The organism is Streptomyces sp. NPDC048185 (genome assembly GCF_043202495.1).
Lineage (GTDB): Bacteria > Actinomycetota > Actinomycetes > Streptomycetales > Streptomycetaceae > Streptomyces.
In genome coordinates, this window is record NZ_JBIDAN010000001.1 from 1,203,906 (window position 1) to 1,215,763 (window position 11,858).

General features: G+C 69.2%; 18 protein-coding genes, 1 tRNA gene and 1 riboswitch. Of the genes, 7 read left to right on the plus strand and 12 right to left on the minus strand.

Annotated elements, in window-relative coordinates; translation table 11 throughout:
• Positions 1-2: 2 nt before the first annotated feature.
• The 3 genes from ACGF3H_RS05315 to ACGF3H_RS05325 form a co-directional block, all read right to left on the minus strand.
• Positions 3-323 carry an SMR family transporter gene (locus ACGF3H_RS05315; protein WP_362499036.1) on the minus strand — a complete coding sequence of 107 codons (321 nt, stop codon included), beginning with the start codon at positions 321-323 and terminating at the stop codon, positions 3-5.
• Between the two features lie 31 nt (positions 324-354).
• Positions 355-421: riboswitch (guanidine-III (ykkC-III) riboswitch) on the minus strand.
• 63 nt (positions 422-484) lie between these two features.
• Positions 485-841, minus strand: coding sequence for a co-chaperone GroES (locus ACGF3H_RS05320; protein ID WP_362499039.1), 357 nt, complete (start codon positions 839-841; stop codon positions 485-487).
• A 24-nt stretch (positions 842-865) separates the two neighbouring features.
• Positions 866-1,195, minus strand: coding sequence for a DUF3618 domain-containing protein (locus ACGF3H_RS05325; RefSeq protein WP_362499041.1), 330 nt, complete (start codon positions 1,193-1,195; stop codon positions 866-868).
• Between the two features lie 93 nt (positions 1,196-1,288).
• Between ACGF3H_RS05325 and bcp the strand changes: the two genes are divergently transcribed.
• From bcp to ACGF3H_RS05345, 4 genes are all read left to right on the plus strand, one after another.
• Positions 1,289-1,756: a thioredoxin-dependent thiol peroxidase gene (gene bcp, locus ACGF3H_RS05330; protein WP_362499043.1), complete on the plus strand. Its 468-nt coding sequence runs from the start codon at positions 1,289-1,291 to the stop codon at positions 1,754-1,756.
• 130 nt (positions 1,757-1,886) lie between these two features.
• On the plus strand, positions 1,887-2,531 hold the full coding sequence (locus ACGF3H_RS05335) for an HNH endonuclease signature motif containing protein (RefSeq protein WP_362499046.1): 645 nt from the start codon (positions 1,887-1,889) through the stop codon (positions 2,529-2,531).
• Positions 2,528-3,034, plus strand: coding sequence for an HNH endonuclease (locus ACGF3H_RS05340; RefSeq protein WP_393816456.1), 507 nt, complete (start codon positions 2,528-2,530; stop codon positions 3,032-3,034). Before ACGF3H_RS05335 ends, ACGF3H_RS05340 begins: the two co-directional genes overlap by 4 nt.
• A 15-nt stretch (positions 3,035-3,049) precedes the next feature.
• Positions 3,050-3,122, plus strand: a tRNA-Leu gene (locus tag ACGF3H_RS05345).
• 53 nt (positions 3,123-3,175) lie between these two features.
• Here ACGF3H_RS05345 and rdgB read toward each other — a convergent pair.
• The 4 genes from rdgB to ACGF3H_RS05365 form a co-directional block, all read right to left on the minus strand.
• Positions 3,176-3,778 carry an RdgB/HAM1 family non-canonical purine NTP pyrophosphatase gene (gene rdgB / locus ACGF3H_RS05350; protein ID WP_362499049.1) on the minus strand — a complete coding sequence of 201 codons (603 nt, stop codon included), beginning with the start codon at positions 3,776-3,778 and terminating at the stop codon, positions 3,176-3,178.
• A gap of 32 nt (positions 3,779-3,810) precedes the next feature.
• Positions 3,811-4,215, minus strand: a complete 405-nt coding sequence (locus tag ACGF3H_RS05355; RefSeq protein WP_362499051.1) for a hypothetical protein — start codon at positions 4,213-4,215, stop codon at positions 3,811-3,813.
• Between the two features lie 151 nt (positions 4,216-4,366).
• Positions 4,367-5,104 carry a ribonuclease PH gene (gene rph / locus ACGF3H_RS05360; protein WP_362499054.1) on the minus strand — a complete coding sequence of 246 codons (738 nt, stop codon included), beginning with the start codon at positions 5,102-5,104 and terminating at the stop codon, positions 4,367-4,369.
• A 76-nt stretch (positions 5,105-5,180) separates the two neighbouring features.
• Complete coding sequence (locus tag ACGF3H_RS05365; protein WP_362499057.1) at positions 5,181-5,414, minus strand: PTS glucose/sucrose transporter subunit IIB; 234 nt, start codon at positions 5,412-5,414, stop codon at positions 5,181-5,183.
• 158 nt (positions 5,415-5,572) lie between these two features.
• Between ACGF3H_RS05365 and ACGF3H_RS05370 the strand changes: the two genes are divergently transcribed.
• Together ACGF3H_RS05370 and ACGF3H_RS05375 are read left to right on the plus strand one after the other, a co-directional pair.
• A complete protein-coding gene (locus ACGF3H_RS05370) occupies positions 5,573-6,868 on the plus strand; it encodes a PTS transporter subunit EIIC (RefSeq protein ID WP_362499060.1) in 1,296 nt (431 codons plus the stop codon).
• A 226-nt stretch (positions 6,869-7,094) separates the two neighbouring features.
• Complete coding sequence (locus ACGF3H_RS05375; protein WP_362499064.1) at positions 7,095-8,345, plus strand: PTS transporter subunit EIIC; 1,251 nt, start codon at positions 7,095-7,097, stop codon at positions 8,343-8,345.
• Positions 8,346-8,431: 86 nt separating this feature from the next.
• On the opposite strand, the gene ACGF3H_RS05380 is transcribed toward ACGF3H_RS05375, so the two are convergent.
• A complete protein-coding gene (locus ACGF3H_RS05380) occupies positions 8,432-9,184 on the minus strand; it encodes an MBL fold metallo-hydrolase (protein ID WP_362499067.1) in 753 nt (250 codons plus the stop codon).
• 203 nt (positions 9,185-9,387) lie between these two features.
• Here ACGF3H_RS05380 and ACGF3H_RS05385 point away from each other — a divergent pair, with 203 nt between their 5' ends.
• Positions 9,388-9,855: a type II toxin-antitoxin system PemK/MazF family toxin gene (locus tag ACGF3H_RS05385; RefSeq protein WP_362499070.1), complete on the plus strand. Its 468-nt coding sequence runs from the start codon at positions 9,388-9,390 to the stop codon at positions 9,853-9,855.
• Between the two features lie 4 nt (positions 9,856-9,859).
• Here the strand turns inward: ACGF3H_RS05385 and ACGF3H_RS05390 are convergent, their stop codons facing one another.
• The 4 genes from ACGF3H_RS05390 to ACGF3H_RS05405 all read right to left on the minus strand — a co-directional run bounded on the left by ACGF3H_RS05390 (position 9,860) and on the right by ACGF3H_RS05405 (position 11,800).
• Positions 9,860-10,810: a cysteine synthase gene (locus tag ACGF3H_RS05390; RefSeq protein ID WP_362499072.1), complete on the minus strand. Its 951-nt coding sequence runs from the start codon at positions 10,808-10,810 to the stop codon at positions 9,860-9,862.
• A 5-nt stretch (positions 10,811-10,815) separates the two neighbouring features.
• Positions 10,816-11,103, minus strand: coding sequence for a MoaD/ThiS family protein (locus tag ACGF3H_RS05395; protein ID WP_362499075.1), 288 nt, complete (start codon positions 11,101-11,103; stop codon positions 10,816-10,818).
• Between the two features lie 99 nt (positions 11,104-11,202).
• On the minus strand, positions 11,203-11,298 hold the full coding sequence (locus tag ACGF3H_RS05400) for a putative leader peptide (protein WP_362499078.1): 96 nt from the start codon (positions 11,296-11,298) through the stop codon (positions 11,203-11,205).
• Positions 11,299-11,377: 79 nt separating this feature from the next.
• Positions 11,378-11,800, minus strand: coding sequence for a M67 family metallopeptidase (locus ACGF3H_RS05405; protein ID WP_362499080.1), 423 nt, complete (start codon positions 11,798-11,800; stop codon positions 11,378-11,380).
• Positions 11,801-11,858: the final 58 nt, after the last annotated feature.

Sequence of the window (11,858 nt, forward strand, 5' to 3'; positions counted from 1 at the left end):
GGTCAGTGACCCGAGGTCGCCTTCAGCCCCACCACGGCGACCAGCAGCAGACAGATGAAGAAGATCCGGGCGGCGGTCGCCGGCTCACCCAGCACCACCATGCCGAGCACCGCCGCACCGGCCGCTCCGATCCCCACCCACACGCCGTAGGCGGTACCGATGGGCAGGGTCCGGGCGGCGTACGACAGCAGCATCATGCTGGCCACGATCCCGGCACCGGTGAACAGACTCGGCACGAGCCGGGTGAAACCCTCGGTGTACTTCATCCCGATCGACCAGCCGACCTCGAGCAGACCGGCGACGACAAGCAGAACCCACGCCATGACAGGCACCTCCGTGGAGCGAACTGAACGGGGTGCGTCGTCTTTTCCTTCAACCCGGTACGGCGCGTCTCGTCGGGATGCCTCCAAGGTAGCAAAGACAGCACGAAGGGGCTGGTGACAGTGGTCACCAGCCCCTTCGCCGACCGTCCTGGCCGACCGTCCTACAGGTACAGCCCGGTCGAGTCCTCGGAACCCTCGAAGCGGTCCGCGGCCACGGCGTGCAGGTCACGCTCGCGCATGAGCACGTACGCGGTGCCCCGCACCTCGACCTCCGCGCGGTCCTCCGGGTCGTACAGCACCCGGTCGCCGGGCTCCACCGTCCGCACGTTCTGCCCCACCGCGACGACCTCGGCCCAGGCCAGCCGCTTGCCGACCGCCGCCGTGGCGGGGATCAGGATGCCGCCCCCGGAACGCCGCTCGCCCTCACCGGTGTCCTGCCGCACGAGCACACGGTCGTGCAGCATCCGGATGGGCAGCTTGTCGTCCGGGGAAGCGTTGTCGTTTCTCTTGGCGCTCACGCCCTGAAACCTACCTGCCCCGCCTCAGTCCCTGCGCCGCCGGGTGCCGAGGGTGAGCAGGCCCACCACTCCCACCACGACGAGGGCCACCGGCACGACGCGCTCCAGCCGCGGCGAGCCCTCCTCGTCCACGAACTGCGCCTTCACATCGCTGACCACACGATTGACCTGGACGTACGCCCGTCCGAGTGTGTGGTCGACGCTGGAAGCGACCTTGGCCTTCGCATCGCCCATGATCGTCTTCGGGTGCACCCGCACCCCGATCTCGTCGAGCGTCTCGGCCAGCACCTCGCGGCGGCGCTTGATGTCCGCCTCGATCTGCGCCGGGGTTCTGATGTCCGACGTGTCCGCCACCGTACGGCCTCCGAAGTCTGCTGACGCTGTTCGGGACAGTCTGTCAGCTACTCACTGCTCTGCACTGTCAGGACCCCCGGTTACGCTGTGCCGATGAGCGAGCGACTGCAGCCGGGGGACCCCGCCCCCGCCTTCACCCTCCCGGACGCCGACGGCAACGAGGTGTCCCTGGCCGACCACAAGGGCCGCAAGGTCATCGTCTACTTCTACCCTGCCGCGCTTACCCCCGGCTGCACCAAGCAGGCGTGCGACTTCACGGACAACCTGGAGCTGCTGGCCGCCGCCGGGTACGACGTGCTGGGCATCTCCCCCGACAAGCCGGAGAAGCTCGCCAAGTTCCGCGACACGGAGTCCCTCAAGGTCACGCTCCTCGCCGACCCCGACAAGAAGGTCCTCGACGCGTACGGCGCCTTCGGCGAGAAGAAGAACTACGGCAAGACCTACATGGGCGTCATCCGCTCCACGATCGTCGTGGACGAGCAGGGCAAGGTCGAACGGGCCCTGTACAACGTCCGCGCGACGGGCCACGTGGCCAAGATCATCAAGGACCTGGGCATCTGAGGATTCCTTGCGGGGCCCGTACCGGCGCTGTCCGGTACGGGCCCTTCCGCATGCCGCGCGTGACGGTCCGATAAACGGTTCGTTACTCCGTACGAGGCCACGAACGAGTGGCCGAGAACGGAGGGGCTCGATGGGGGCCAGTGCGTACAGCCGGGAACGGCTGGAGGAGGCTGCTCGGGGGGCTCGGACGCTGTCCGAGGCGTTGGTGCGGTTGGGGGTGGATCCGAAGAGTCCGACACGGCGATACGTGCTGGGCCGGATGAAGAGGCTCGGGGTGGACGTGTCGCACTTCCAACGCGAGGGCGTGAAGTGGACCAGAGAAGTCCTCCAGGAGGCCGTGTCGGCCTCGACGAACATGTGCGAGGTTCTGCGGCATCTCGGGCTGGAAGTGGTCGGCGGACATCACACGCACATCAGTCGCCGGGTCAAGGCGTACGGCATCGACATCTCCCACTTTCAGGTGCCGACCCGGAAGGGCAAGTCGTGGCGCCCCCGAACGCCGGAAGGCCTGCTCGTCGAGCAGGTGCCCGGGCAGGCCAGGCGTATCCCGAGCGACCGGATCAAGTGGGCCATGATGCATGTCGGCGTGCCGGAGCGGTGCGCGCTCTGCGGTACCGGGGCTGTCTGGCGGGGGCGGCCGCTCCCCCTGGAAGTCGACCATGTCGACGGCAACTGGCGGGACAACCGCATCGAGAACCTCCGTCTGCTCTGCCCCAACTGCCACTCCACGACGGACAGTTACCGAGGACGTGGCAAAGGGCGTACCGGCACATGAGCGACTACATGCGGTATGCCCGCACCCGACCCACGTCCGCAGAACTCCACGCGGCGGTTACCGGCTCGGTCTCGATTGCCGAGGCCTTGCGTCGACTGGAGCGGCCGGACAACGGCACGCAGCGCGCCCTGCTGCGCCGGTGGATCACCGAGGAAGGCTTGTCAACAGCACATTTCCTGGGACAGGCCCACCAGCGCGGCAGGCCAGGCGTCACCCCGCTCAGGCAACCCGAGGACATACTGGTCAAGCACGGCGGTAAACGCCGCACGAGGACTGCTCTGCTGCGTCGGGCGCTCCGCGCCCTGGGAGTGCCGGAGAAATGCGTAGGCTGCGGCACCGGCCCCGAGTGGCTGGGGAAGCCCATGACGCTGGAGATCGATCACGTCAACGGCGACTGGAGTGACGACCGACGGGAAAATTTGCAGCTGCTCTGTCCGAACTGCCATGCCTCGACAGACACCTGGTGCCGAGGTGGGCAGCGGCGCACCCTTCCTCCCCAGTAGAGTAGGGCCGATCGGGCGCCCGTACGCCAACGGCCGAGCGGCAATCTTTAGGTGGTTGTGTTTGTCGGTTCGAATCCGACCGGGCGCACCGCGAGAAGTCCCCGTACCTCGTTCTTGGGTCCGGGGACTTTTCCTGTGCCTTCAGCCCAGCAGTTCCCGCACCACCGGCACCAGCGCCCGGAAGGCCTTGCCTCGGTGGCTGATCGCGTTTTTCTCCTCCGCCGTCAGTTCCGCGCAGGTGCGGGTCTCGCCGTCCGGCTGGAGGATCGGGTCGTAGCCGAAGCCGCCCGTGCCCGCGGGGGCGTGGCGGAGGGTGCCGCGGAGTTGGCCCTCGACCACCCTCTCCGTGCCGTCGGGCAGGGCCAGGGCCGCCGCGCAGGCGAAGTGGGCGGCGCGGTGTTCGTCCGCGATGTCGCCGATCTGGGCGAGGAGGAGGTCGAGGTTGGCCTTGTCGTCGCCGTGGCGGCCGGCCCAGCGGGCGGAGAAGATGCCGGGGGCGCCGTTCATGACGTCGACGCAGAGGCCGGAGTCGTCGGCGACGGCGGGCAGGCCGGTGGCCTGGGCGAGGGCGTGGGCCTTGAGGAGGGCGTTCTCGGCGAAGGTGACGCCGGTTTCCTTGACGTCGGGGATCTCCGGGTAGGCGTCCGCGCCGACGAGGTCGTGGGGCAGGCCCGCGTCGGCGAGGATGGCCCTCAGTTCGGTGATCTTTCCGGCGTTGCGGGTGGCGAGGATCAGGCGGGTCATGGGCCCAGTATCCCGGACCTCGCGCGCTGCCTTTACGGCGTGCAGACCTTCGTCAGTTCGCCCGCGGCGTCGGTGACGGGGCTGATGTCGGGGGTCTTGTCGCCGTTGTGGACCGAGGTGCGGACGTTGTCGACGGCCTTGCCGAGGTCGTCGACGGCCTTGTTGACGTCGGTGTTGTCGGTCTGGTCGCCGATCTTGTCGAGGTTCTTGTCGATGGAGTCGAGGGACTCCTCGAGCTGCGTCGGGTCGGACGCGTTCTCCACCGCCTGCTGGAGTTCGGTGACGCTGTCGGCTATCGCGTCGGCCGTGCGGACGCAGTCGAGTGCCTTGTCGACGGCGTCGCAGCCGGTGGTCAGGCCCATGGTCAGGGCGGCGGTCGCCAGGGCTGCGGCGGCGTATGCGGTGCGGCGACGGCGGCGGCGTCGGGTCGCGGCCATGGGTCTCGGTCCTCCCCTTGGGACAGGGCCGGGCGGCCCGTGTGCGGTGCTGTGCCGGGCGTACGGCGATGGGACCGTACGCCCGTACTGCCGAAGACGCCGCGGCGGGCGGTGGAGTTGCGCGCCGGGCGTCGTTTTCTTGGTGTCCTCTTTACCGTTCGAGGGCGGTGTCGAGGGCCTTGCGCTGGAGGTCGGCGAGTTCGGCGCAGCCGGCGGTGGCGAGGTCGAGGAGGGTGTTGAGTTCGTCGCGGGCGAAGGGTTCGGCCTCGGCGGTGCCCTGGACCTCGACGAAGCGGCCGTCGCCGGTGCAGACGACGTTCATGTCGGTGTCGGCGCGGACGTCCTCCTCGTAGCGGAGGTCGAGGAGCGGGGTGCCGCCGACGATGCCGACGGAGACGGCGGAGACGGTGCCGGTGAGGGGCTTGCGGCCCGGCTTGATCAGTTTCTTGCCCTGGGCCCAGCCGATGGCGTCGGCCAGGGCGACGTAGGCGCCGGTGATGGCCGCGGTGCGGGTGCCGCCGTCGGCCTGGAGGACGTCGCAGTCGAGGACGATGGTGTTCTCGCCGAGTGCCTTGTAGTCGATGACGGCGCGCAGGGAGCGGCCGATGAGGCGGCTGATCTCGTGGGTGCGGCCGCCGATGCGGCCCTTGACCGATTCGCGGTCGCCGCGGGTGTTGGTGGCGCGGGGCAGCATGGCGTATTCGGCGGTGACCCAGCCTTCGCCGCTGCCCTTGCGCCAGCGCGGGACGCCGTCGGTGACGGAGGCGGTGCAGAGGACCTTGGTGTCGCCGAAGGAGACGAGGACGGAGCCTTCGGCGTGCTTGCTCCAGCCGCGTTCGATGGTGACGGGGCGGAGTTGTTGGGGGGTGCGGCCGTCGATTCGTGACATGCGGGTGAGCCTAGCCGCCCGTGCGGAAGGGGCCTGTCCCGCCGTGGGAGAGGCCCCTTGCCGGTGAGCGGGTGGCTCACATCATGTCTTCGATCTCCGCGGCGATCGGGTCGGCGTCGGTGCCGATGACGACCTGGATGGCGGTGCCCATCTTGACGACGCCGTGGGCGCCGGCGGCCTTCAGGGCGGCCTCGTCGACCTTGGAAGCGTCGTTGACCTCGGTGCGGAGGCGGGTGATGCAGCCTTCGATCTCGTCGATGTTGTCGATGCCGCCGAGGCCGGCGACGATCTTCTCAGCCTTGCTGGCCATGTTCCTTCTCCCTGATCCGAACCGCTTTGTCGCAGTAACCCACAGTTGGCCCATCTTCGCGAGCGGTCATGCGGTGTGTACCGAATGATGGCGTCACGACTGCGGAACCGTCCCGCAACTGGTCTACACCAGTGTACCGGCGACCGGATGGAGACCGGATGAGTGCCGAGAGTGCGGTCAGTCCTGCGCGTGCCCGCTGGAACAAGGCGTTCCAGGGCTTGCAGAAGATGGGCCGCAGTCTTCAGTTGCCCATCGCGGTCCTGCCCGCCGCGGGCATTCTCAACCGGCTGGGGCAGCCGGACGTGTTCGGGGACGACGGTCTGGGCTGGACGAACGTCTCGAAGGTGATGACGGGTGCGGGCGGTGCCCTGCTCGACGGTTCGCTGGGGCTGCCGCTGCTGTTCTGCGTCGGCGTGGCCATCGGGATGGCGAAGAAGGCGGACGGTTCGACGGCGCTGGCGGCGGTGGCGGGGTTCCTCGTCTACTTCAACGTGCTGCGGCAGTTCCCGGAGGACTGTCCGGAGGGGTCGAAGGCGATCCCGCAGATCGGCTGCCAGGTGACCGACGGGTCGGGCACGGTGACGGCGTTCGTCTTCCAGAACCCGGGGGTGTTCGGCGGCATCGTGATGGGGCTGCTGTCGGCGTACTTCTGGCAGCGCTTCCACCGGACGAAGCTGGTGGACTGGCTGGGCTTCTTCAACGGACGCCGGCTGGTGCCGATCATCATGGCGTTCGTGGCGATCCTGTTCGCGGCGCTGTGCCTGTGGGTGTGGCCGCCGATCGGCGACACGCTGGAGAGTTTCAGTGACTGGCTGAACGGGATCGGTTCGTGGGGCGCGGGTGTGTTCGGGCTGGCGAACCGGGCGCTGCTGGTGATCGGGCTGCACCAGTTCCTGAACGTGCCGATGTGGTTCCAGTTCGGCAGCTTCACGAAGCCGGACGGCACGGTGGTGCACGGCGACATCAACATGTTCCTGGCCGGGGACCCCGACGCGGGTCAGTTCACGTCGGGGTTCTTCCCGATCATGATGTTCGCGCTGCCGGCCGCCGCGCTGGCGATCACGCACTGCGCGAAGCCGCACCGCCGCAAGGAGGTGGGCGGTCTGATGCTGTCGGTGGCGCTGACGTCGTTCGTGACGGGCATCACCGAGCCGCTGGAGTACTCGTTCCTGTTCGTCGCGCCGGCGCTGTACGCGGTGCACGCGGTGCTGACGGGTGTGTCGATGGCGGTGACGTGGGCGCTCGGGGTGCACGACGGGTTCAGCTTCTCGGCGGGGCTGATCGACTACGTCATCAACTGGAACCTGGCGACCAGGCCGTGGCTGATCATTCCGATCGGCCTGGTGTTCGCGGCGGTGTACTACGTGGTGTTCCGGTTCGCGATCACGAAGTTCGACCTGAAGACTCCGGGGCGGGAGCCGGAGGACGAGGTCGAGGACGTCACCAAGGTGTAGACCTCACGTACCCTGGGAGCGTGGTCTCGCGAAGGCCCCCGGACCTGCCGTCCGGGGGCCTTCGGCGCGCTCCGTCGCGCCCCGGAGGGGGTCTGACCTGGGGTGCTCGACCGGCACTGCGCGTAGTGCCGCGGTAGCGGATTCGCGGGTTCCTTACGCGGCCTTCATCGTGCTACAACAGGTCTACACCACTCAGTGGTGTAGACCATCACCCGATGGAGGACTTATGAGCACCGCCACCGCAACGGCGGCCCCCGCAAAGAAGCGGGGACAGGGCCTTTTCCAGGGCCTGCAGAAGGTCGGCCGCAGCCTGCAGCTCCCGATCGCCGTACTGCCGGCGGCGGGCATCATGGTCCGGCTCGGCCAGGACGACATCTTCGGCAAGGACGGCCTCGGCTGGGACAAGGTCGCCGCCGTCTTCAACAACGCGGGCGGTGCCCTCACCGGCTCGCTGCCGATCCTGTTCTGCATAGGCGTGGCCATCGGCTTCGCCAAGAAGGCGGACGGCTCGACGGCCCTGGCCGCCGTGGTCGGCTTCCTCGTCTACAGCAAGGTCCTCCAGGCCTTCCCGGTCACCGAGGCGGTGGTGCAGAAGGGCGAGGACATCGCCGCGACGTACAACGACCCCGGTGTGCTCGGCGGCATCATCATGGGTCTGCTCTCCGCCGTTCTGTGGCAGCGGTTCCACCGCACCAAGCTGGTGGACTGGCTCGGCTTCTTCAACGGCCGCCGCCTGGTGCCGATCATCATGGCCTTCGTCGGCATCGTCGTCGGCGTCTTCTTCGGCCTGGTCTGGGAGCCCATCGGCACCGGCATCTCGAACTTCGGCGAGTGGATGACCGGCCTCGGCTCCGGCGGCGCCGCCCTGTTCGGCGGCGTGAACCGCGCGCTGATCCCGGTCGGCATGCACCAGTTCGTGAACACCGTGGCCTGGTTCCAGCTCGGTGACTTCACCAACTCCGCCGGTGAGGTCGTGCACGGCGACATCACCCGCTTCCTGGCCGGCGACCCGAACGCCGGACTGTTCCAGGCGGGCTTCTTCCCGATCATGATGTTCGGTCTGCCGGCCGCCGCGATCGCCATCGCGCACTGCGCCCGGCCCGAGCGCCGCAAGGCCGTCCTCGGCATGATGGTCTCGCTCGCCCTGACCTCGTTCGTCACCGGTGTGACCGAGCCGATCGAGTTCTCCTTCATGTTCATCGCGCCGGTCCTGTACGTGCTGCACGCGGTGCTGACGGCCGTTTCGATGGCGGTGACCTGGGGCCTCGGGGTGCACGCCGGCTTCAACTTCTCGGCCGGCTTCATCGACTACGCCCTGAACTGGCACCTGGCGACCAAGCCATGGCTGATCATCCCGATCGGCCTGGTGTTCGCGGCGATCTACTACGTGACGTTCCGCTTCGCGATCGTCAAGTTCGACCTCAAGACCCCGGGCCGCGAGCCCGAGGAGGAGGTCGAGGACCTCACCAAGGCGTGAGACCCCGCCGCGCGTGAGCGCCGCACGACCGAGGCCCCCTGAGCCGCAGCTCCGGGGGCCTCGTCGCGTCCGGGTGGGCGCCGGCGTCAGATCTCGTACACCGCGCCCGGCGCCGCCACGTCCACCGGGCCGTCGTAGACCTCGCGGGCGTCGGCCAGGTTGATCTGCGGGTCGGTCCACGGGGGGATGTGGGTGAGGACCAGGCGCCGGGCGCCGGCCCGGCTCGCGCTCTGCCCCGCCTCGCGCCCGTTGAGGTGGAGGTCGGGGATGTTCTCCTTGCCGTGCGTGAAGGCGGCCTCGCACAGGAACAGGTCGGTGTCCCGGGCGAGTTCGTCCAGCACCGGGGTGGTGCCGGTGTCGCCGGAGTACGTCAGCGACCGGCCGCCGTGCTCGACGCGGATCGCGTAGGCCTCCACGGGGTGGGCGACGCGCTCGGTGTGCACGGTGAAGGGGCCGACCTCGAAGGTGGACGGCTTGACCGTGTGGAAGTCGAAGACCTCGCTCATGGAGGAGGCGGAGGGGGTGTCGGCGTAGGCGGTGGTGAGCCGGTGCTCGGTGCCCTCGGGCCCGTAGACGGGGAGGGGGTCGCAGCGGCCGCCGTCGTGCCGGTAGTAGCGCGCCACGAAGTAGGCGCACATGTCGATGCAGTGGTCGGCGTGCAGGTGGCTGAGGAAGATCGCGTCGAGGTCGTAGAGACCGCAGTGGCGCTGCAGCTCGCCGAGGGCTCCGTTGCCCAGGTCGAGGAGCAGCCGGAAGCCGTCGGCCTCGACGAGGTAGCTCGAGCAGGCCGATTCCGCGGACGGGAACGACCCCGAGCAGCCGACGACGGTGAGCTTCATGAAGCAGAAACCTCCGCTGGCGGATGGGAAGAGACGGGGGTCGTGCGGTCCGTCGAGCGTAAGGCGCAAAACCTTTGGTCGCTCCTCCGCCAGGGGCCGTTGTGGGCGAACTCACCTGTGGTGTCACCGGTTCGGCTGGAACTGGGGCGCCCGGGGCCCACGAGGGGGCGCGCGGCGCGGGCGCGCGCCGGTAACGTCGTCGCATGGACACGTCCTGGTGGCTCGCGCTCGCGGCGGTGGTGCTTCTCGCGCTCGTCGCCGCGGTCGTCGACGGCTGGGGCGCCGGGCGGCGGCGGCCCGGGGGCGGCCGGCGTCCGCCGGGGCGGCCTCGGGGTCCGCTGGGTCCGCGGGGCCGGTCGGTGCGGCCGCGGCCCGCGGAGATCTGGTGGGCGAACGTGCCCTTCGAGGACGTCCGGGGTGCGAAGGACCGGCCGTGCCTGGTGATCGCGGTGCGCGGGCGGCAGGTGCTGGTCGCGAAGATCACCAGCAGGTACCGGGAGGGGCGGGCCGGGGTGATCCCGCTGCCGCCGGGAGCCGTCGGGGACGGGCGGGGGCGGGCGAGCTACCTGGAGACGGACGAGCTGCGCCGGGTCCCGGTGGGTGACTTCCGGCGCCGGGTGGGCGAGGTGGACCCGGCCCTGTGGGACCAGGTGCGGCACCTCGCCCGATGAGGCGTCAGGCCCAGAGCTGGCCGTGGAGGGTCTCGATGGCCTCTTCGGTGGTGGCGGCGGTGTAGACGCCGGTGGAGAGGTACTTCCAGCCGCCGTCGGCGACGACGAAGACGATGTCCGCGCTCTCCCCCGCCTTGACCGCCTTCCTGCCGACGCCGATGGCGGCGTGCAGGGCGGCGCCGGTGGAGACGCCCGCGAAGATGCCCTCCTGCTGGAGGAGTTCGCGGGTGCGGGTGACCGCGTCGGCCGAGCCCACCGAGAAGCGGGTGGTGAGTACGGAGGCGTCGTACAGCTCGGGCACGAAGCCCTCGTCGAGGTTGCGCAGGCCGTAGACCAGGTCGTCGTAGCGCGGTTCGGCGGCGACGATCTTCACGTCCGGCTTGTGCTCGCGCAGGTAGCGGCCGACGCCCATGAGGGTGCCGGTGGTGCCGAGTCCGGCCACGAAGTGGGTGACCGAGGGCAGGTCGGCGAGGATCTCGGGGCCGGTGCCGGTGTAGTGGGCTCCGGCGTTGTCCGGGTTGCCGTACTGGTACAGCATGATCCAGTCGGGGTGCTCGGCGGAGAGTTCCTTGGCGACCCGTACGGCGGTGTTGGAGCCGCCCGCGGCCGGCGAGGAGATGATCTCCGCGCCCCACATGGCGAGCAGGTCCCGGCGTTCCTGCGAGGTGTTCTCGGGCATCACGCAGACGATGCGGTAGCCCTTGAGCTTGGCGGCCATGGCCAGCGAGATGCCGGTGTTGCCGCTGGTGGGCTCGAGGATGGTGCAGCCGGGGGTGAGGCGGCCGTCCTTCTCCGCCTGCTCGATCATGTGCAGGGCCGGGCGGTCCTTGATCGAGCCGGTCGGGTTGCGGTCCTCCAGCTTGGCCCAGATGCGGACGTCTTCGGACGGCGAGAGCCGCGGCAGGCGCACCAGGGGGGTGTTGCCCACCGCGGCCAGCGGGGAGTCGTACCGCATCCCGATCAGGCCATACCGCCGGCGACGGCCGGCAGGATCGTGATGCTGTCGCCGTCGGCGAGCTTGGTGTTGATGCCGTCGAGGAAGCGGACGTCCTCGTCGTTCAGGTAGACGTTGACGAAGCGGCGCAGCTGGTCGCCGTTCGCCTTGTCGATGAGTCGGTCCTGGATGCCCGCGTGCCGGGTCTCGAGGTCGGCGAAGAGCTCGGTGAGGGTGTCCCCGTTGCCCTCCACCGCCTTCTGGCCGTCGGTGTACTGGCGGAGGATGGTCGGGATGCGGACCTCGATGGCCATGGCTGAGGGCTCCTGTCGGAAGGTGTCGTGGGTTCGGTGGGGCGCGCGGCGGCACGCGGCAGCCCGCCGCGGCTCACGGCCGTACGGCGGCAGCGAAGATCAACAGATGGCGCTGTTCAGCCTGCACAGGTCGACGTGCAGCCGCGCCACGAGCAGCGTGCCCGGCGTCTTGTCGCTCACGTCGAGAAGAACCATGGGCTCATCGTATCGATTCCCGGTCCGGCTTCCGGAGTGTGATCTCATCGTTCGGACACTTTTCATCCGAAGTGCGAGATCAGTAGGCCTCCACCACCTTGACCTCCTCCTCCGTGACCTCGCCTTCCACGATCCGGAACGAGCGGAACTGGAAATCGCCGGCGCCGTCGGTGTCCGCGGTGGAGACGAGGACGTAGTGGGCGCCGGGTTCGTTGGCGTAGGTGATGTCGGTGCGGGAGGGGTACGCCTCGGTGGCCGTGTGGGAGTGGTAGATGATCACCGGCTCTTCGTCGCGGTCGTCCATCTCGCGGTAGAGCTTGAGCAGGTCCTGCGAGTCGAACTCGTAGAAGGTGGGCGAGCGGGCGGCGTTGAGCATCGGGATGAACCGCTCGGCGCGGCCGGCGCCCACGGGACCGGCCACCACGCCGCACGCCTCGTCGGGGTGGTCCTCGCGCGCGTGGGCGACGATCCGGTCGTACAGCTCCTGGGTGAGGGTCAGCATGCGGCCAGCATAAGCAGAAGGGCCGATCCGTACCGGTGGGTGGTACGGATCGGCCCGT

Bases quoted from the DNA above. Each gene is read 5' to 3' on its own strand.
- ACGF3H_RS05315 (WP_362499036.1), bottom strand. From the start codon at position 323: ATGGCGTGGGTTCTGCTTGTCGTCGCCGGTCTGCTCGAGGTCGGCTGG.
- bcp (WP_362499043.1), top strand. From the start codon at position 1,289: ATGAGCGAGCGACTGCAGCCGGGGGACCCCGCCCCCGCCTTCACCCTC.
- ACGF3H_RS05335 (WP_362499046.1), top strand. From the start codon at position 1,887: ATGGGGGCCAGTGCGTACAGCCGGGAACGGCTGGAGGAGGCTGCTCGG.
- ACGF3H_RS05340 (WP_393816456.1), top strand. From the start codon at position 2,528: ATGAGCGACTACATGCGGTATGCCCGCACCCGACCCACGTCCGCAGAA.
- rdgB (WP_362499049.1), bottom strand. From the start codon at position 3,778: ATGACCCGCCTGATCCTCGCCACCCGCAACGCCGGAAAGATCACCGAA.
- ACGF3H_RS05355 (WP_362499051.1), bottom strand. From the start codon at position 4,215: ATGGCCGCGACCCGACGCCGCCGCCGTCGCCGCACCGCATACGCCGCC.
- rph (WP_362499054.1), bottom strand. From the start codon at position 5,104: ATGTCACGAATCGACGGCCGCACCCCCCAACAACTCCGCCCCGTCACC.
- ACGF3H_RS05365 (WP_362499057.1), bottom strand. From the start codon at position 5,414: ATGGCCAGCAAGGCTGAGAAGATCGTCGCCGGCCTCGGCGGCATCGAC.
- ACGF3H_RS05370 (WP_362499060.1), top strand. From the start codon at position 5,573: ATGAGTGCCGAGAGTGCGGTCAGTCCTGCGCGTGCCCGCTGGAACAAG.
- ACGF3H_RS05375 (WP_362499064.1), top strand. From the start codon at position 7,095: ATGAGCACCGCCACCGCAACGGCGGCCCCCGCAAAGAAGCGGGGACAG.
- ACGF3H_RS05380 (WP_362499067.1), bottom strand. From the start codon at position 9,184: ATGAAGCTCACCGTCGTCGGCTGCTCGGGGTCGTTCCCGTCCGCGGAA.
- ACGF3H_RS05385 (WP_362499070.1), top strand. From the start codon at position 9,388: ATGGACACGTCCTGGTGGCTCGCGCTCGCGGCGGTGGTGCTTCTCGCG.
- ACGF3H_RS05390 (WP_362499072.1), bottom strand. From the start codon at position 10,810: ATGCGGTACGACTCCCCGCTGGCCGCGGTGGGCAACACCCCCCTGGTG.
- ACGF3H_RS05395 (WP_362499075.1), bottom strand. From the start codon at position 11,103: ATGGCCATCGAGGTCCGCATCCCGACCATCCTCCGCCAGTACACCGAC.
- ACGF3H_RS05400 (WP_362499078.1), bottom strand. From the start codon at position 11,298: ATGGTTCTTCTCGACGTGAGCGACAAGACGCCGGGCACGCTGCTCGTG.
- ACGF3H_RS05405 (WP_362499080.1), bottom strand. From the start codon at position 11,800: ATGCTGACCCTCACCCAGGAGCTGTACGACCGGATCGTCGCCCACGCG.